This window comes from Sphingobacterium paludis, from assembly GCF_004364125.1.
In the GTDB taxonomy this organism is placed as follows: Bacteria; Bacteroidota; Bacteroidia; order Sphingobacteriales; family Sphingobacteriaceae; genus Sphingobacterium; species Sphingobacterium paludis.
On sequence record NZ_SNZV01000004.1, the window covers coordinates 141,570 to 160,668 of the forward strand.

The 19,099-nt window shown below is 43.0% G+C and carries 12 protein-coding genes; 11 read left to right on the forward strand and 1 reads right to left on the reverse strand.

Annotated features, from left to right (window positions below):
• The first annotated feature begins 58 nt into the window (after positions 1 to 58).
• The 9 genes from B0I21_RS08845 to B0I21_RS08880 all read left to right on the forward strand — a co-directional run bounded on the left by B0I21_RS08845 (position 59) and on the right by B0I21_RS08880 (position 15,855).
• A complete protein-coding gene (locus tag B0I21_RS08845; RefSeq protein ID WP_133640118.1) occupies positions 59 to 853 on the forward strand; it encodes a polysaccharide biosynthesis/export family protein in 795 nt (264 codons plus the stop codon).
• A 13-nt stretch (positions 854 to 866) separates the two neighbouring features.
• Positions 867 to 3,254 carry a GumC family protein gene (locus B0I21_RS08850; protein WP_133640119.1) on the forward strand — a complete coding sequence of 796 codons (2,388 nt, stop codon included), beginning with the start codon at positions 867 to 869 and terminating at the stop codon, positions 3,252 to 3,254.
• A 579-nt stretch (positions 3,255 to 3,833) separates the two neighbouring features.
• Positions 3,834 to 5,039 carry an OmpA family protein gene (locus B0I21_RS08855; protein ID WP_133640120.1) on the forward strand — a complete coding sequence of 402 codons (1,206 nt, stop codon included), beginning with the start codon at positions 3,834 to 3,836 and terminating at the stop codon, positions 5,037 to 5,039.
• Positions 5,040 to 6,093: 1,054 nt separating this feature from the next.
• Positions 6,094 to 7,284 (forward strand): OmpA family protein, encoded by a 1,191-nt coding sequence (locus B0I21_RS08860; RefSeq protein ID WP_133640121.1) that lies wholly within the window; start codon positions 6,094 to 6,096, stop codon positions 7,282 to 7,284.
• 250 nt (positions 7,285 to 7,534) lie between these two features.
• The gene (locus tag B0I21_RS08865) at positions 7,535 to 8,167 is read left to right on the forward strand and encodes a response regulator transcription factor (protein ID WP_133640122.1); all 633 of its coding nucleotides are present in this window, start codon (positions 7,535 to 7,537) and stop codon (positions 8,165 to 8,167) included.
• 355 nt (positions 8,168 to 8,522) lie between these two features.
• Complete coding sequence (locus B0I21_RS20470) at positions 8,523 to 8,645, forward strand: hypothetical protein (RefSeq protein ID WP_262708486.1); 123 nt, start codon at positions 8,523 to 8,525, stop codon at positions 8,643 to 8,645.
• 89 nt (positions 8,646 to 8,734) lie between these two features.
• The gene (locus B0I21_RS08870; RefSeq protein ID WP_133640123.1) at positions 8,735 to 10,672 is read left to right on the forward strand and encodes a polysaccharide biosynthesis protein; all 1,938 of its coding nucleotides are present in this window, start codon (positions 8,735 to 8,737) and stop codon (positions 10,670 to 10,672) included.
• A 488-nt stretch (positions 10,673 to 11,160) separates the two neighbouring features.
• The gene (locus B0I21_RS08875; protein ID WP_243835997.1) at positions 11,161 to 14,178 is read left to right on the forward strand and encodes a SusC/RagA family TonB-linked outer membrane protein; all 3,018 of its coding nucleotides are present in this window, start codon (positions 11,161 to 11,163) and stop codon (positions 14,176 to 14,178) included.
• Positions 14,179 to 14,205: 27 nt separating this feature from the next.
• Positions 14,206 to 15,855 carry a RagB/SusD family nutrient uptake outer membrane protein gene (locus tag B0I21_RS08880; RefSeq protein WP_243835998.1) on the forward strand — a complete coding sequence of 550 codons (1,650 nt, stop codon included), beginning with the start codon at positions 14,206 to 14,208 and terminating at the stop codon, positions 15,853 to 15,855.
• An 80-nt stretch (positions 15,856 to 15,935) separates the two neighbouring features.
• Here B0I21_RS08880 and B0I21_RS08885 read toward each other — a convergent pair whose 3' ends face one another.
• Complete coding sequence (locus tag B0I21_RS08885) at positions 15,936 to 16,988, reverse strand: TlpA disulfide reductase family protein (protein WP_133640125.1); 1,053 nt, start codon at positions 16,986 to 16,988, stop codon at positions 15,936 to 15,938.
• A gap of 158 nt (positions 16,989 to 17,146) precedes the next feature.
• Between B0I21_RS08885 and B0I21_RS08890 the strand changes: the two genes are divergently transcribed.
• Complete coding sequence (locus tag B0I21_RS08890; RefSeq protein ID WP_133640126.1) at positions 17,147 to 17,995, forward strand: 4-hydroxy-3-methylbut-2-enyl diphosphate reductase; 849 nt, start codon at positions 17,147 to 17,149, stop codon at positions 17,993 to 17,995.
• 69 nt (positions 17,996 to 18,064) lie between these two features.
• Positions 18,065 to 19,090 carry a ferrochelatase gene (gene hemH / locus B0I21_RS08895; protein WP_133640127.1) on the forward strand — a complete coding sequence of 342 codons (1,026 nt, stop codon included), beginning with the start codon at positions 18,065 to 18,067 and terminating at the stop codon, positions 19,088 to 19,090.
• Positions 19,091 to 19,099: the final 9 nt, after the last annotated feature.

Consider the following 19,099-nt stretch of genomic DNA (forward strand, 5'->3'; position numbering starts at 1 on the left):
CAGCTGCGCCGAATACATCGAATAGGTTCATCGGCTTTTGAAGAGTAACTTAATTAAGATGAAAAATACGGTAATCATTATCTTCGCTTTATGTCTTATTAGCTTTCAATCGTGCATTGTGCCGAAGAAAGTAGTCTATTTAAAGGATATGGAGCCCGACAAGGTCTATAACACAACACTCGTGCCACCGCTCCGTGTGCAAAAGAACGACCGCCTCAGTATCCAAATTACATCGAAAAATCCAGAACTGGCGATACCGTTTAACCCCGACGGAGGCGTATACAACGTGTCGTCCCAAGGTGCTGTGACAAATGTGCCTACAGCAAACACGAACAAAGGCTATCTTGTAGATCAAGAGGGAAACATAGAGTTTCCGGTGTTGGGCACCTTAAACGTTGAAGGCATGACCTTGGACGGTGTTCGTGATTTGCTACGAGATCGGGTGGTGCAGGAAAAGCTGATCAGTGATGCCGTCATTAAGATTGAACTCATGAACCTCAAGATTACGATGATGGGGGCTGTAGGGAGCGTCGGCGTGTTGGATGTACCTGATTCGCGAATCACCTTGCTTGAAGCCATAACACGCTCAGGCGGATTGACTTCGAATGCTAAAACCGATAAGGTTGCCGTTATCCGCGAAGAGGCCGGAGGACGAAAAATGTATATGAATGATGTTGAGAAAATGGATATCTTCAATTCACCTACCTATTATTTACAGCAAAACGATATCGTGTATGTAGAGCCTCGTTCGGGAGAAATGACACCACGAGAAACGCAAACGTTGACCTATTTTGGACTACTTACTGGTGTGACGACCATGGTATTAACATTGTTAAATTTGATGAAAAACTAATTGTAATTTCGTTATGGATAACACGAATTATAATCCTTATATCGAAAGTCGAGAGAAAGAAGGTAAATCGCTAAACTTGATCGATTTGATTAAGTATCTATTGCTGCATTGGTATTGGTTTGTATTGTCTGTCCTATTGTTTGGAGGCTATTATTATTACGAATACAGTAAAACGCAGTTTCTTTACAGCCGCTCACAGACCGTCATGATTAAAAGTACGGCCAATACGCTAAGCGTTAGCCGTGCCACACGTTTAAACTCGTATTATAATACGGTAAATGTGGCGGGAGAGATTTTGCAACTGCGCTCGAAAGAACTGATGCGTAATACGATAAGCTCGTTACGCACCGACATCAGTTATTCCGTGGAACAGGGATTACGCAAGGTTGAGCTGTACCGTAAATCGCCTTTCGAGGTGAAGTTCTTAAACATCAAACCGGAAAGCAACTTCTCGTTTACCCTGACAGCAATAGACTCTACAACAGTACGTTTTGCCACAGTAGATGGTGATGTTGAAAGTTACACCACGATTCCTATCGGAAAGGAAATAAAAACCCCCTTCGGAAATATGGTTGTAGACAGCACGAAGCACTTTACACCATCGTATTATGGCGAACAGGTTACGGTGTCAAAGAATGCGATGGAGTCCGTGGTCGGCTATTTTTTAAGCCGGATGCGGATCGAACAGATGGAAGATGATGCTTCGCTCCTGCAAATGTCTCTGGAAGATGTGTCGGCAGAGCGTGCAGCCGACATGTTATCGACATTGGTCTCGGTCTACAATCAAGAAACGGTAGAAGATAAAAACCGTGTCGCAAAAAACTCAGCTGAATTTATCAAGGATCGTATTGCCATCATTGAAGATGAGCTGGGGGGGGTAGAGACGGACCTCGAGCAGATGAAGGCCCGTAATGAGGGTATGGATGTGAATACCGCTACAGGAGTCTTTTGGGGTGAAAGTAGGGAGTATCAATCCACTACACGGGGCATAGAAACGCAGTTGCGCTTGGTGGAGCTCATGCGGCAGCGAATAGAAAATGACGTAGACCGAAACGACCTGATTCCAAGCAATACGGGACTGGTAGAAGATAATATTGAATCCCAAATCACGGAATACAACGAGGTGTTGTTGAAAAGAAACCGGTTGGTAAGCGGCGACAACTCAGAAAATCCGATAGTGAAAGATATGGACGCCGCTTTGCGCGCCATTCGTGATAACATTTCCCGTTCGGTAGATAATGCAGCTATGGGCTTGCGCATTCGAATACGAAATTTGCAACAGGAGGAAGCTGCTTCCCGTGCCAAAGCACAATCTTTGCCGGCCAAACAGCGCATGATGCTTTCCATCGAACGTCAGCAGAAGGTGAAGGAAGAACTTTATATTTTGCTCTTAAATCGGCGCGAGGAAAATGCGTTGAATCAGGCCATGACCGACGACAATTTACGTGTCGTGGATCCACCATCTGGAAGCGAAGGCCCTATCTATCCAAGCAAAGCTCGTAAAGTGATGACTGGGGTAGGATTTGGAGTTGTACTTCCTGCAGTCGTATTGCTGCTCCTGCTGCTGCTGGATACGAAAGTAAATGGTCGGAAAGATATCGAGGAAGCGGTTACCGTTCCGTTTTTGGGTGAAATACCCTTTTCTAGACAAACGATGCGGGCCAACGATGACGTGGTCGTCAATGAGCAGGGACGAGATCCTGCCACCGAAGCATTTCGTATTTTACGCACCAATATTGGGTTTATGTCTTCAGCCGAGCGCGAGATTCGCGTTATCACATTCACTTCTTTTAATGTGGGTGCAGGAAAGACATTCACCGCAATAAATCTGGCTGCCAGCTTGACATTTCTATTGCAAAATGTCGTGTTGCTCGATTTAGATCTTCGCAAAGGAACCTTGAGTGATCATCTAAAACTAGGATCAGTGAAAGGTGTCACACATTTTCTTGCTGATCCAGCAGTGTCATTAGATCATATTACTTATAAGGCAAACGTAGGTAATGGTGTAGATGTTATCCCAATAGGGGTGATCGCGCCAAATCCGGTGGAGTTACTTTTAAGCAAACGCCTGGATGTGTTGATCACGAAATTGAAAGAGCGCTATCGTTATATCGTTGTAGATAATGTGCCGATTGATCTTGTGGCTGATGCTGCTGTCGTGAATAGGATTTCCGAGTTGACAGTATTTGTGGTGCGTGCTGGCGCAATGGATCGCCGCTTGCTTCCAGAAATCGAAAAGATCTATAGAAAAGGCAAATTGAATAATATGGCAATTTTGCTGAATGGTATTCGGAAATTGAAGTCTAGCTACGGATATGGTTACGGTTATGGCTACGGCTATGGCTACCAAAAAGAAAAAGCTGGATTAACAGGCTTCTTCAGGCGCTTGTTCCAGCGATAAAACGACCATTCAACAGCTGTTGCCCCGTGTGTATCTTTTTGCACACGGGGCATTTTTGTTACTAAAGAAATTATATTTTACAGATTTCCAAATCCTTCCGTCTTTCTCTCTTTCTTAATAGGTCCGGAAAAAGCTATCACCCTTTCGGTTTCACGGCTATTCTTTTATTATCCTGCTAACCACCAGGTGAAGTGCCGTGCCATGTCGTCATGAGAAAGTATGCCCCGTCAATAAGCATGTAGACTGACTTCCGACTGGATTTGGAACAACATTTCCAGCGATTCGCTTTCGTCAACGATACTTATACGAAATTGCGCTCTTTTCTTATTTTTTTGGTTAATTTTTTACCCGCACAACCTGACAGGGTTTTAGATAGTGCTTCTAGAGGGTGTTTGTGGTTTTCTCTGTAGTTATTCTTCTACAAGAATTTATAAACTTTGAGATGTAGTTGTAAGCTGACAGGGATAGAAAGTTCTAATGTATAAATTTGTCGCATTGATGCTTGTGACGATAATTGTGTGGTTGGTTTGAGAAATAAGCAATAAACTAAAGTGTACATAAGAAGAAAAATATCAATTCATGAAAACAATTTTATTGACTCTGGGAGTTTCATTTTGTGTCTTTGCGGCCTCTGCACAAACAGTTGTTTCAACTCCGGATTCGACCGTAGAAGTTATTTCGGATAAGCATAGAGTAATCACAAACAAATTTTTCCAAAACTGGTTTATAGGAGCTGGAGCTGGTGCTCAGCTATTTTATGGCGATCATAACAAACAAATGAAGTTTGGAGATCGAATCGTGCCCGCTTATGAATTCCATCTTGGAAAGTGGTTTACGCCAGGTATCGGTGCGCGTGTTGCGATAAATGGTCTTAAAAACAAAGGTGTTACGCAAAACGGTAGCCATTCTACAGGTGTAGTTTATGATGCTTCACAATTCTTATACAATCAAGAGTTTAATTACATTAATGTTCACGGCGATGTGTTGTTTAATCTGAACAACTTAATTGCTGGGTATAACCCAACCCGGTTTTACACACTCAGTCCTTATGTTGGTTTGGGTCTCATGTATACTTGGGACGAACCCAAAGCAAAAGAAGTTAGTGCAAACATCGGCTTATTCAATAGCTTTCGCTTAAGTGATTCTTGGGATTTGACTTTGGACTTGCGTGGTAGCCTAGTGAATGATAGTTTTGATGGTGAGCGGGGCGGAAGGAAAGATGAGGGTATGTTAACATCTGCTGTGGGTATTGTCTATAAATTTGGGAAATCTAAATGGGATACCAATATCAAAACAGTTGTTCGTTACACGAATGAGAAAGAGCTAAACGCCTTACGTGACAAAATTAATGAGCTTGCCCGGGATAACAATGCCTTAAAGCAACAGTTAGCCGAAGCAAAAGACAAGACAGTTACAGAAGTGGTTGTCGATGAAAAAAATATGTTAGCCGCTCCGATTTTAGTTACTTTCCCAATCAATAAGAGTACAGTGAGCAATGAGGCTCGTGTAAACCTTGGATTTTTCGCTAAAGTTATTAAAGAAAGCGATCCGGATATGACGTACTGTATCATGGGTTACGCTGACGCGGGAACGGGATCTAAATCTACGAATGAAAGGCTAAGCAAGGAACGTGCCCAAGCTATTTACAACATTCTGGTACGCGAGTTTGCCGTTCCAGCAAGCCAGTTGGAGGTTAATCATAAAGGCGGTGTCGACAACATGTTTTACGACGATCCGCGTTTGAGCAGAGCCGTTATTACGATTGGCAAATACAACAAAAAATAGAAACTCGTGCAGCGAGCCCTATACAGGGGATTGATATAGAGGGGTTCGATGTTCTGTATAAATCGCAGGTCATATGCACGAGCCGGATGAAAGAAACGTGTGATTAGAAAAAAGGAAGGTGAGGTAGAATTTGGGGGGAAATGATGTAGAGACGCTTTTTGGGCGTCTCTACTTATTTAAAAAAATCATGCAGCTGTTTAAAAATAGTTTTCAAAGCAGCTCCCTTAGCGCGCATGTATGCAGTATACTCGCCAATCTAAACCTGAAAGGAGCTAACGGGGATCTTGACCAGAAATAAGATGGGCTGATTGCTAACCACTATATGTAGGATTTTCGCTACATTCTGATTTACTTCTTAGGTTGGACATTGTAGCGTGCTTCCGAAAAGTATATATTTGAAATGCCTATAAAAACTTTTTCTGGGGATGTTTAATTTTCATTACGCATTACATGTGTGTAGGTAAGGCAAATGATGCATAATAGGTATACGGACACGGAAAAGGATCAGATTATTCTAAAAATAGTTTGTGGGGAGCTTTTACTTGAAGAAGCTTCGAAAAAATACAGCGTATCGACTGTCAGCCTTATTAAGTGGTTAAAAGAACGACACGCGCTGGTGGACACGTATTTCAAAAGGGTCAAGGACGGACGCTAAAAATACAGATTCGTGATCTACAACCCACAGCAATTATTCCTAACAAAAGAATTTCCAGATAGCGTTTTTTTGTGCTCCCTTACCTGCGTCAACAGGCAACGGCTTTGATCGATGCGTAAATCGTTCCCAGCCCCGCCACTGGTTGCGCGGTATCCTTGCCTCTATGCCATAAAAACTTCGTTTTTTTTCTCGAATGAGATGGTTATACACAGATCTTGAATTCCATCGTTCAAAAGTTTGCGAACATATAGTAACACTTTTCAGCTATGCCCCACGCGCTTCGATGCCCTATTATTATTGGTATACTTTTTGCGCCTTTTTTTTGAATAATTATATTTATTCTGTTTATCTTTGATAAGCAAATCTGCTATGAAATTTGATCACTTAAATTACCATCGTATGAAAATACTAATACTTTGTCTTGCTCTAACCTTTGTGTTTTCGGGCGCTGCGGCGCAATCTAAAGGTGTCGCTGCTGATTCGACTGTTGAGGTCAGCACAGACAAGTACCGAGTCGTTACCAACAGATTTGTGGATAATTGGTTTGTCGGAGCAGGTGTAGGGGTGCAGTATTTCTATGGTGACCACAATAGGCAAATGAACTTTGGTGATCGTTTGGTTCCGGCATTTGAATTGCATGCGGGAAAGTGGTTTACACCGGGTATAGGTGCTCGCTTAGCGCTAAATGGTATTCAAAACAAAGGGGTTACGCAAAATGGTAGCCATTCTACAGGCGTGATATACGATGCTTCACAAGGTTTATTTAATCAAGAGTTTAAATATCTGAATGCCCACGCGGACGTCCTTTTTAACTTTACAAACCTTTTCGGTGGATATCGGCTGGATCGATTCTATGAAGCCAGTCCATATGTGGGTATAGGGTATATGTTTACTTGGGAAGAACCGGTAGCAAATGAGGTCAGCGCAAATTTGGGTCTTTTTAATAAATTCCGATTAAATCGTTCCTGGGATTTATCGCTCGATCTTCGTGGTAGTTTGGTGCATGATCGCTTTGATGGGGAAGAAGGCGGCCGTAAGGACGAAGGAATGTTGACAGCGGCAGTGGGTTTGGTATACAAATTCAATAAGCGAACTTGGGATAAAGAAACGACGACAACCATTCGTTACGACAATTCAGCGGAAATCAATGCACTTCGCGATCGCATCAACGAATTGGCGCAAAGCAACGAAAACCTGCGTAAGCAATTGGCAAATGCTAAAGACACAACAGTAACGGATCTTGTCGTAGAAAAAAATATGATTGCAGCACCTATTTTGGTGACGTTTCCTATCAATAAGAGTACCGTTAGTAACGAGGCCCGCGTGAACTTAGGCTTCTTAGCAAAAGTGATAAAAGCAGGAAATCCCGAGATCCGCTATCAAATTATGGGATATGCTGATAGTGGCACAGGTAGTAAAACAACAAATCAGCGGCTTAGTCGAGAGCGTGCAGAGGCGATATACAATGTCCTGGTCAGAGAATTTAGTGTGCCTGCCTCGCAGTTAGTTGTTGACTATAAAGGTGGAGTGGCCAATATGTTCTACAATGACCCTCGATTGAGCCGGGCGGTTATAACGATAGCACAATAAAGAGAATAATTAAAAAATAGAGTTATCCAGTCGAATAAGGTGAGATGCGATTTTAGCCATATCAAAGTTGGGTAGTTTCGGCCTGGCATCATCGATAATCCTTGGTTGACTTTGATCCTTAAGCGTGAATAGATTCACGCTTAGGCTGCTTATCATGAATTTTAGTTTCTATATGTCTATACCGCACGTTCAAACTTTTTGTTTCATATACGCCAAAGCGTGCATGGCCATAGCGTAACTTCAATTAAGAATGGATAGAAAATACGGTTTGGCAATTGTAGAAGATAGGCAACATCTACTGGATCTATTAATAAGTTTCTTTAGCATCTCCAAGTTTTTCGATCTCCAACTTACTGCAAATTCGTATGAAGCATTGATAGCTGATTGGAAGTCGCAACCGATAGACATTGTGTTGAGCGATATTGGGCTACCCGGGAAGTCCGGTATTGAAACCACCTGGTATATAAAAAGAAGAGCCCCAGAAGTGCAAGTCGTCATGTTTACGGTTATAGAAGATAAAGATGCTGTATTTCAGGCACTCTGTGCAGGAGCTTCCGGTTATTTATTAAAAGGAACTCCATTGCCTCAGATCGAAGAACGACTTCTGGAGGTGATGAACGGTGGGTCGGTCATGAGTCCGCAGGTGGCACGGTTGGTCTTCAACCATTTTACACCGTCGCAAAGTAGTGCGAAGTACCGAAAAACAGAACAGTTAACCCCCCGGGAAATCGAGATTGTATCCATGCTGAAGGGGGGCGCTTCATACAAAATGGTGGCCAATACCTTGTTTGTAAGTGTTGATACGGTAAAATATCATACCCGCAATATTTACCAAAAATTGCAGGTGAGTAGTAGGGTAGAGCTCATATTGAAATATAAATAGGATCTTCTCGCGCGCTAACATCCCGTAGCCTCATATCAAGCGCTGAAATCAAACCGTTCTATCTAAACGTTTGTGTGTTCTAACCCGGGAACAGAATCGTGATATTTAATCAAAAAATGTACATTTTTCAAATGGAAAGCAAAAACCTCCATGACCGTGTATTTGCCTAAATTCTAAGCTAGGTAGGTAAGATGTGTTAGCAGATTTTGAAATCGTTTTAGCACGCTCCGCATTTTGTATTTTTGAATTTTAGTTTTTGATGACGAATTAAGATGCCTACATTTGGTCAAATGTAGTTCGGTATAGTTATTGCTTCATTGGGAAATAGATTATCCTTGTAATCTACCTTTGAAAAATGGAGAATTTAAGAAAACGCTATATCCGTGCCTCATTTGCGGAACGTAACTTGTGGTCAGTAGCTGCCCTCACGGTTATCGTAGTATTGCAGCTATGTGCCCTTTTTGCCATCAACTCCTAATTTGAGCAAATCTTTTTTATTTGACATTTGGCGGTAGGTGGTAGGGCAGAAATAAAAGTGGGAAAGGATCTTAACGCGTAAGCATACACATGAAACTAGCTTTATTAAAGAGAAGATTGCGCAAAGATAATCCAAGATGGGTTATTTTGTTGCTTGATGTACTGATAGTGCTATGTTGCTACATGGTGTCTCACTTCATTGTCAATAGCTTTACGGGGCTGTTTGACGTCGAGTTGATGGTGAAAAAGAGTCTGTTGATTTTGGCGGCGTATACCGCGTCGTTTTTATTCATGGCTACGTACAAAGATATTGTTAGGCATACCGGATTGAGTGAAGCTATACGTATCTTCAAGACGGTCTGGCTGGCCTGCATGATAATTTTTGTGGTCAGTTTCATCATACGTCAGTTTTTTCCAAAAGATACAGCCATTAGCGACTACCTTCGTCAGTCTTATGCATTGATTTTCACGCATGGCTTCTTTACGATGGTGATGCTCGTTGCAGCGCGTGTTGCCTATAGGCAGCTATACGAAATATTGTTTTTCACGAAACGTAAAAGCAGACATGTTCTTATATTCGGCGCATCTCGTCCGGGACTTGTTGCTTACGCGATGTTAACCGATGATATTCGTGCGAAAAATAAGGTCATTGCTTTTGTAGAAGATAAGGCGAACGTAGTTGGAAAAAATTCACGAGGAATTCGTATTCTGCATATCTCGGATATTGATGAAGAATATATCAGAAAGCATGATATTGACGAGGTTATTATCGCCGTAGAGAATAATGATCCGGAACGTCTAGCGCGTGTTACCGATCATTTTCAACATCTGAATATGGAGCTAAAAATAATGCAACCGGGACGGTCGTTATTAAACGGAGGTGGAAAAAGACAGATACGTAAGCTGCAAATCGAGGATTTATTGGGCAGAAAGCCTATTCGGCTCAATAATCCGATTGTGGAAGAGGAGCTAAATGGTAAGACGATTATCGTGACGGGTGCAGCCGGTTCAATAGGAAGCGAACTGGCTCGGCAAATCGCAGGACTGGATTATAAGCGCTTAATTTTATTGGATCAGTCTGAATCTCCGCTCTATGACTTGCAGCAAGTTATTCACTTGCAGCATCCGGAAAGCAGTCACTTCGTTGTCGGCGATGTACGTGACCGTATATTTATGCGCAGGATTTTTGAAAAATATCAGCCCGAAGTTATTTTCCATGCAGCGGCTTACAAGCACGTTCCCCTCATGGAGGATAATCCTTATGAAGCTATTTGGACGAATGTGTATGGTAGTCGCATTATGGCAGATTTGGCCATGGAGTTTAATGCGTATAAATTTGTTATGATCTCCACAGACAAGGCTGTCAACCCCACCAATATTATGGGAGCAAGCAAGCGCGCCGCAGAAATTTATGTTAATTCCTGTAATGCGCGCAGTGGTACCAATTTCATTATAACGCGTTTTGGTAATGTTTTAGGATCTAATGGATCTGTGATACCTCTTTTTGAGAAGCAAATGGAACGTGGTGGCCCGCTTACCCTTACGCATCCGGATATTACGCGTTATTTTATGACCATTCCAGAAGCATGCCAATTGGTTTTAGAGGCCGGCACGATGGGCCATGGCGGAGAGATATTTGTATTCGATATGGGCAAATCCATCAAGATAATGGATTTGGCGAAGCGTATGATCAAACTGAAAGGGTACCGGTATCCGCAAGATATCGATATTAAAATAGTGGGGCTTCGTCCGGGCGAGAAAATCTATGAAGAGCTGCTTGCTAATAACGAAAATACCATCGCCACACATCATCCCAAAATTATGATTGCCCAGGTGTCTGCAACCGATCTGTTGGCGAAACGCTTACAAATTGAGCAGATGTGTGTTTATATTCAGTCGGAGCATGACCGTGATGAACAGACCGAGCGAGAGGTCGTAAAACAACTCAAAGCTATTGTACCGGAGTTTATATCCCAAAACTCTATCTATAGTGATTTAGATAAGGTGAAAAATTCATTGGTATCGTAATTTCATTAGAATGCAAGCCATTTGGCTTGCAACATACGTATTGTTCCAAAACCATTTTCGCATAGCATATTTGCGCGTGCGTAGCTCCGCCCCCCAGCCCAATCGTCCTCTTAAACAGTACCGCTATCGTTACGATTTCCCTTAACAACCTGTTGAAAGCCTGGTTTTAAGGGCAGCTATGTGCTCTGCACAGATAATCTCCCCAACCTACTTCTTTATATTTGTTCGGCGAGTCGACTAGGCCCACCTATTCAAAATATACAACTATTAACAATCTGTTAACAAGTCGTTAGGATTTTATTCACAATTTGAACACCGCCGAAAGCCTAAATTTACATCCACTAACTTGTAAATACCAAGGATTATCACGAGATGTAAAACAAAAACCTGTGTTTAAATATAGCTAAAACGATTTTCCAAAATTAGTCTCTGTAAGGCTTACCATTGAAAAATGCAAGGAACCATAAGAAAATCTAATACCCAAAATAATGACTAAATTAAACTTGAGAAGAAGAGGCCGGTGTACGAATGCTCGGCCATTCATGTGCTTTCTGCTCTTGCTATTCACTAGCGTGTATAGCGGCGGAATAGCTTATGCGCAGCAACGCAGCATTAACGGTGTTGTTACTAGTGCCACAGATCAAAGCCCGCTTGTCGGGGTAACCGTTCGTGTAAAAGGTGGAACAGAAGGCAGCTCTACCGATCAGAATGGTCGTTTCAGCATTCAAGCCCAAACGGGCGATGTCTTGCAATTTACCTATATCGCTTATCAGCCGGAAGAAGTCAAAATAGGAAATTCTACGAATTTGCAGGTGGTGATGCGTACAGATAGCCGGAGTATGGATGAAGTGGTTGTCGTAGGTTATGGTACGGCGCGGAAATCTGAAATTACAGCGGCTTCCACCAATATCAAAGCAGAGGATTTTCGTTCCAGTGCAGCACGAAATGCACTAGACCTGTTACAAGGTAAGGTCGCCGGCCTACAAACATCCAGAGGTAGTTCTAATCCCAATACAGGTACTGTCGCACAACTTCGTGGAGCGACATCCGTGGAGGGGACCAATTCACCACTCGTCGTTATTGATGGGATTCCTGGAGGTAATTTAGACCTCCTTCAACAAGCAGATATCGAATCGATCAACGTATTGAAGGACGGGTCTGCTGCCGCAATTTACGGAACACAGGCCAACGGCGGTGTCATCCTGGTAACCACGAAGAAAGGTACTGCAGGAAAAACACGGTTGGATTATTCGACATACGTTAATCGTGATTATATAACAAGGAGGCTTGACTTTATGAGCGCTGATCAGTATAGACAGAAGATCGCTGAGGGGCTAATATCTGAAGATCAAGATTTTGGTGGAAGTGAAGATGCATTTGACCAATTGCTGAACAAAAATAATTTTAGCCAATATCATACGCTTGCCATTTCTGGTGGTGGGGAAAATAATAATTTCCGTGCCAGCACATATTACAGAGACTTGCAAAGTGTTGCAAGGGAGAGCAGCCGTAAAGAGTACGGTGTGCGTGCAAACTTCAATGCGAAGAGTTTTCAAGACCGATTAACTACTCAAGTGGATTTGGTGACCAACTTCAATAACGCGAACCGTTTGGGAGGGGGCTATGAGATGTATAGCGGTGGTGGATGGGAATGGGCGTATACACGCAATCCGACGCTCCCTTTGAAAAACGAGGATGGTAGCTGGTATTATGAACCTACCTCTTCAAATGAGGTGGCACGACTAGCAGAGGAGCATGATCGTAGACAGCAGCAGACAACAACAATGTCTGGAACTATAGGTTATGAAATCATAAAAGATTTGCGATTTAATGTATTCGGTTCGGTGCAACGTAACTCTTGGGTCGACGCAAGCTATGCTTCTCGCTTTGCTGAATCCTCCGTAGAAAATGAGGTTGGTGCTTTGGGTCGTGGATCGCAAAGTAGCCGATTAGAATTTCGGTATGCCTTCGAACCGACGATATCCTTCAACCGCGTAATCAATGATATACATTCTATTAATGCAGTAGCCGGCTATAGCTATCGTTATGATGTTAATCAAAATTTCAATGCGACCAACCGAGGCTTCCAAAATGATATTTTTGAAGAGAATAATTTGGGTGCAGGCAATCAGCTTGCATTAGGGCGCGCAGAGATAGGCAGTTACAAAAACGACAATAAGATTATTGGTTTTCTGGGTCGTCTAATCTATTCTTACGATGGTAAGTATACCATCCAAGGTACCTATCGTCGCGATGGATCTACGCGCTTTGGCGTTAATAACAAATGGGGTAATTTCGGATCCGTTGGTGCGGCGTGGAACCTCAGTTCGGAAGACTTTATCAAAGACTTAACTTTTATCAACGATCTAAAACTGCGCGCCAGTTATGGTGTGACCGGAAATCAAGACATTCCCAATTACCGTTCTTTAGTTGTGTTGAGTACCGGCAACAACTACATAAACCCCGATGGTGTGTGGCGGCAGACTTACGGGCCTGAAAGAAACCCAAACCCAAATCTTCGCTGGGAGACAAAAAGTGAATATAACGTGGGGGTAGATTTTTCACTTTTCGGTAATAGATTTGGTGGGGCTATCGATATGTACAAACGTGTCACCAAGGATCTTCTTGGCGAATACACCTCACAACAACCATCTTTCATCTTAAACAGAATTTTCACCAACGTCGGACAAATTTCTTCGAAAGGAGTTGAATTAACGTTGAACGCGGTGCCTGTTCGGAACGAGAATGTAACGTGGTCGATAGATTTTATTGGAAGCGCTAACTCCAATCGTTTAGATAGCTTTTCAGATGATACCTATAGAGCTAGCTTCAGGGATTTTGCTGGGATAGGCGGATTCGGCGCTTTGGGTAATGCCATCCGAACATTTGAAGGAAGCAGTATTGGTGATTTTTATGGAAAGCGCTTTGCCGGCTTTACCGAAGATGGTAAATGGCTATTCTATAAGCGCGACGGTTCTGCAGTGCCGTTCGATCAGATCAATGATTCCAGTACAGATGTCGCAAACAATGACTTAACTGTCATTGGCAATGCTATGCCAAAATATTACTTATCCCTCACCAATACAGTCAGGTACAAAAATTTTGATCTACGTGTATTCTTCCGCGGGAAATTTGACTACGATATTTTGAATACGACGCAGCTTTCTTATGGAAATATTGTTTCTCTTCCTAATAACGTGATCAATGATGCCTTCACTAAACATGCTGATTTAAAAGATACCTATATGTATTCGGATTATTATCTGGAAAGTGGATCGCACGTGAAACTAGATGAAGCAAGCTTAGGCTATACATTTAAATTGAACAGCGAGCGCATCCGCAATTTCCGGGTTTACGTAACAGGAACCAACTTAGCCCTATTTACGAAATACTCTGGAAATGATCCGGATTTAGTGAAAGATTACGGACTGGATCCCGGCGTAGATGGTCGTGACCGGTTTCCAACGACACGGTCATTCCTCGTTGGTTTGAATATTGGATTTTAACAGAAAGTCATTGAAAAAATGAAAGTGATGAATAAGAAATTTAGGAAAGCAGTATATACGGTAGGTATGTTAGCCAGTCTTGTGGCTACAAGTGCCTGCACAAACTTGGACGAAAAGGTATACGATACCTTAGTAAATGAAAACTTTTATAACACACGTGAAGAGGTTATTTCAGCCGTTTTACGGCCATACACCCACGCAAATGCATGGGCTACGCCTGGTCAGGACGGATGGTGGCGCTTAAGTGAATACTCCGCAGATCAACTCGCTTGGCCGGTAAAAGGGAGGCACGGACAAGACGGGGGTAAATGGATTAGATTGCACTACCATACCTGGACAGGTGACGATGCATCAATACAACAAGCTTGGAACCTGATGTATTGGGGAATGGGTTTATGTACGTCTCCTATTGAAGCATTGGAAGGACGCGATATTTCAAACATGGGGATTACAGAGGAGGAAAAAGCGGCGTTTATAGCCGAACTCAAACTCTTTCGGGCGTTTCATTATCTAAAGATTATGGATATATGGGGAAATGTGCCGATCGTAACGCAAGTCGGCGTCCCAGTCAGCCCCACTACGGCACCAAGGAATGAGGTCTTTAATTTTATTGAGAAAGAAATTTTAGAGAATATCGAGAAAATCCCAGTGCTATCAGCGACCATGACAGGACGTATGTCTCGAGCGGGAGCATATGCCATGTTGGTAGAGCTGTATCTAAACGCAGAGGTGTGGACGGGTACCGCGCGCTGGGACGACTGTATTGCCGCAGCAAATCAAATAATTAACGGAAATGCAGGCGCACAGAATGGTCAAATGGCACTCGATCCAAATATTACCGATGCTTTCAAACCAGATAATCACCTGTCGAAGGAGACTATTTTCGCCCTCGCATATGAATTTCAAAAATCGAATACCCAACCGCAATGGACTGCCGATTTCTTCTACTTTAATCAGCGTGCTATAACCGGGGGCGGAAGAAATGGGAATGATGGAACGGTGGTCATCCCGGGTGTTTATGCAACTTTCCCTACAGCAGATTTACGTAAGACGGCTTGGATGTTGCACGGCCCTCAAATGCGTTTTGATGATCCAACGCAACCGGTATTAGGGAGCAATGACGAGTATCAAGGGCAGCCTGTAGTATTCGTGGATAACATCCGCAAAAACTTGGAAGCGATTCGCAATGGTACCGATCCGGAACTTTTGCCCTCCGATATGACAACGGGAGAAGGAACCAGTGGCGTTCGTTTTAACAAGTATCAGTTGGGGCATATCGCACATCCGAGCTACAACAGCACCGATTGGCATTTTTATCGTTTGACTTGGGTGTATTTTGCGAAGGCTGAAGCATTGATGCGTAAAAATGCAGGCGTTGCTACTGCTGAAGCTGTAGAACTCATTAACGCGTCAAAACAGAGAGCATACACAGCAACGGATTGGCCAACCTATGCCTACACTCCGGCAACATTAACATTGACCGAGCTCCTCGCAGAACGAGGTCGGGAATTTATTTTCGAAGGGTTTAGAAGACAAGATCTGATCCGTTTTGGTCGTTTCCATACTGATTCTTGGTGGGATCACCAGCCTACAGATATTAATAAAACGCTGTTTGCAATTCCAAACAATCAGCGTGTATTAAACCCGAATTTGGCGCAAAACGCAGGATATAATTAAGCAAGTGTAAAGTGTAGTGAGAAGCCCGGGTTGTATGATCCGGGTTTTCTTTGTCTATCCGAAATCATAATGCATGAAAACTATTCGAGGTGCTTCGTCAGGGCTTGTTCCAGCTCTTTTCCACGAAGATTCCTGCCTATTATCTTTCCCTCAGGCGAAAGCAGAAAATTATCAGGAACGGCATGTATAAATAATGATTTAGCATAACCATCGTCCCAACCTTTTAGATCAGAGACCTGCGTCCATTCTAGTTTGTCCTCTTCCACAGCCTTCAACCAATCTGCTTTATCTTTATCAAGCGAGACAGCTATGATATCAAAACCTTTGTCTTTAAAGCGCCGATATGCTTTTGTGAGATCGGGGTTTTCTGCTCGGCATGGTCCACACCAACTCGCCCAAAAGTCTACCAAAATATACTTCCCTTTTTGTACATCAGAGAATTTGACTGGCTTACCGTGCTCATTAGGTAGCTCGAAGTCAGGGAAAGCCGCACCTATGGCTGTTTTTTCCGCGACCTGCAGCCTATTCGTGATTTGCTGATATAAGTGGGTGGATTGAAAATGTTCTGCAAATTTTGGTAGGGTACTTTTCACATAGCTCCAGTCGGGATGCGGAGAAGAAACAAGTCCTTGCAGTGCAAAAAGCGCATAGTAGGAGTCAGGATGTCCGCTTATAAAAGCCTCGTCGTATTCCTTGCTAGCTGCTTTGTCTAAATTTTTGGTATCGCGTAGGTGTACCCGAGATAGGCTGTCTAGCGCAGAATCCCAAATCTGGAAATTTTTTGCCCCTTTCTTCCAATTTTTAAAACCATGAAAACGAATATCTTTCCCCGGTTCCAGCCAGGTTTCGTAGACCGAGAAAAAACCCACAACACGCGGGTCATACTTATCTTTTATACCGATAAATAGCCGACTTGGTTCGCTTAAACGACCAATTATTTGAAAACCACCATCCTTGTCAAGGTATACGCTGTCGGTTATAGAGGAATCACGATTTTTATAGTGGAAATAATACAATGCATTTTCTGTACTATCGATTTTTCCGCTGAAGGTAAATGGCTTCGTATTTTGAGCATACGCATCGGGGAAAGCAAGTAGCATCATGCTGAGTAATTGGAGATAAAGCGTTCGCATAGGCCGATGACTTAGTGAAAAATAAATTTAAACATTAAAGTTCAAATCCAGATGAATTTTTTTGATCCGTTATATCTAGTAAACGAAACGAAATCCTCGAAAAAAGGTTTTAACTAGTAAATTCATTTGAATATACCGTGTAATGCGTAACTTTGTATATGGCTAAAAATCTTCAAGTAACGATCGATAAGGACTCTGGCTTTTGTTTTGGGGTGGTGTATGCCATTGATATGGCCGAGGAAATCCTCGAAGAAGATGGTTATTTATATTGCTTAGGCGATATTGTCCACAACGATGAAGAAGTTGCTCGTCTAAAAGCCAAAGGTTTGCGGATCATCGCGCATGAGGATCTTGCGGCATTGCGTAACGAAAAGGTGTTGATTCGTGCGCATGGGGAAGCCCCTGAAACATACCGCACAGCGCTGGAGAATAATATCACGCTAATAGACGCATCTTGCCCCGTTGTGTTGAAATTGCAAAACCGCATCAAAACATCTTACGACGATCAGGAGAAGATTTTGATTTTTGGTAAACATGGCCATGCCGAAGTTATTGGATTGCAGGGACAAACCAATAACGAAGCGTTGGTTTTTCAAGATTTGGAGGAGCTTGATCAAGCAGAACTACCCGCTTCATTTACATTATACAGTCAAACGACAAAAAGTGTCGATAAATTCTATGCCATTAAGGAAGAACTTTTAAAACGCGGCTATGAAGTAAAGGCCAACGATACAATATGCAGGCAGGTATCAAATAGGTATGAGGATTTAGGTGATTTTGCACGCCAATATGACAAGATAGTCTTTGTATCTGGGAAAAAGTCTTCGAATGGTAAAGTACTCTACGACGTGTGCAAGCAGGCTAACCCTAATAGCTACTTTATCTCGGATCCGGCCGAACTTGATGCAGCAAACTTTCACCCTGACGAACGCATTGGTATTTGCGGCGCTACATCCACGCCTATGTGGCTGATGAAAGATGTGAAACACGCGCTGGAACAGCTTTAGAACGTCATGTTATTCTCATTTTCAAATGCCTTTCCCCGGTTCCTTTAAATAATAATTATTTTTGTATCAATGAGTAAGAGCGCGACGAAGGGGGTTCTTTTAGTGCAACTTGGCACGCCCGATGCCCCCACCACGCCCGATGTGCGTAGATATTTGACAGAATTTCTGATGGATCCCCGGGTTATCGATATCCCGATCGTAGGACGAACCCTATTGGTGAAAGGATTAATTGTTCCCCGGCGTGCACCGAAATCTGCCGCTACCTACCGCACAATCTGGGACGAACAAACCGGATCGCCTTTAATGTACTATAGCGAGCTGCAACGCGACCTTCTGCAAAAAGAGCTTGGGGATGATTATCATGTCGAGCTTGCGATGCGCTATCAAAACCCTTCTATTGCGGCTGCATTAAAAAATATGGAATCGATGATGCTGGAATCTATCCGCGTCATTCCTCTTTTTCCGCAATATGCTTCTGCCACCAGCGGCTCCGTGATTGACCGGGTGATGGAGGTGATGCGCACCTGGCAGTATTTTCCACAGGTATCTTTTGTCAGTAATTATTGCGATGATGAGCAGATGTGTGAAACGTATGCCGACCATGCTCGGCGGCACGAGATCGACTACTACGATCATATCCTGTTTAGCTATCACGGTTTGCCGGTTCGCCAGTTGGGAAAGGTTGATCCATCGGGCGAATTAAAATGCCCTGATCGTGGCTGTGATAGTTGTCGTGTGGAAAAGAAAAGCTACTGCTATCTTTCGCAATGCTACGCCACATCACGCATGATCGCCTCCAAATTAGGGCTTTCGGAAGATCGTTACACCGTGTGCTTCCAGTCTCGTCTAGGCAAGACACCGTGGATACAGCCTTATACGTCCGACTCGCTTCATCAATTGGCTGGTGCAGGCGTAAAAAAATTGCTGGTGTTTAGTCCTGCATTTGTTGCAGACTGTATCGAAACGTTAGACGAAATTCAGGTAGAATATGCCAATGAATTTAAAGAATTGGGAGGTGAAGAGGTGGCTATGGTGGAAAGCTTGAATGACGATCCGAAATGGATTGACGTGTTGAAGCGCCTAGCGCAAGGATAAAGTTTATTA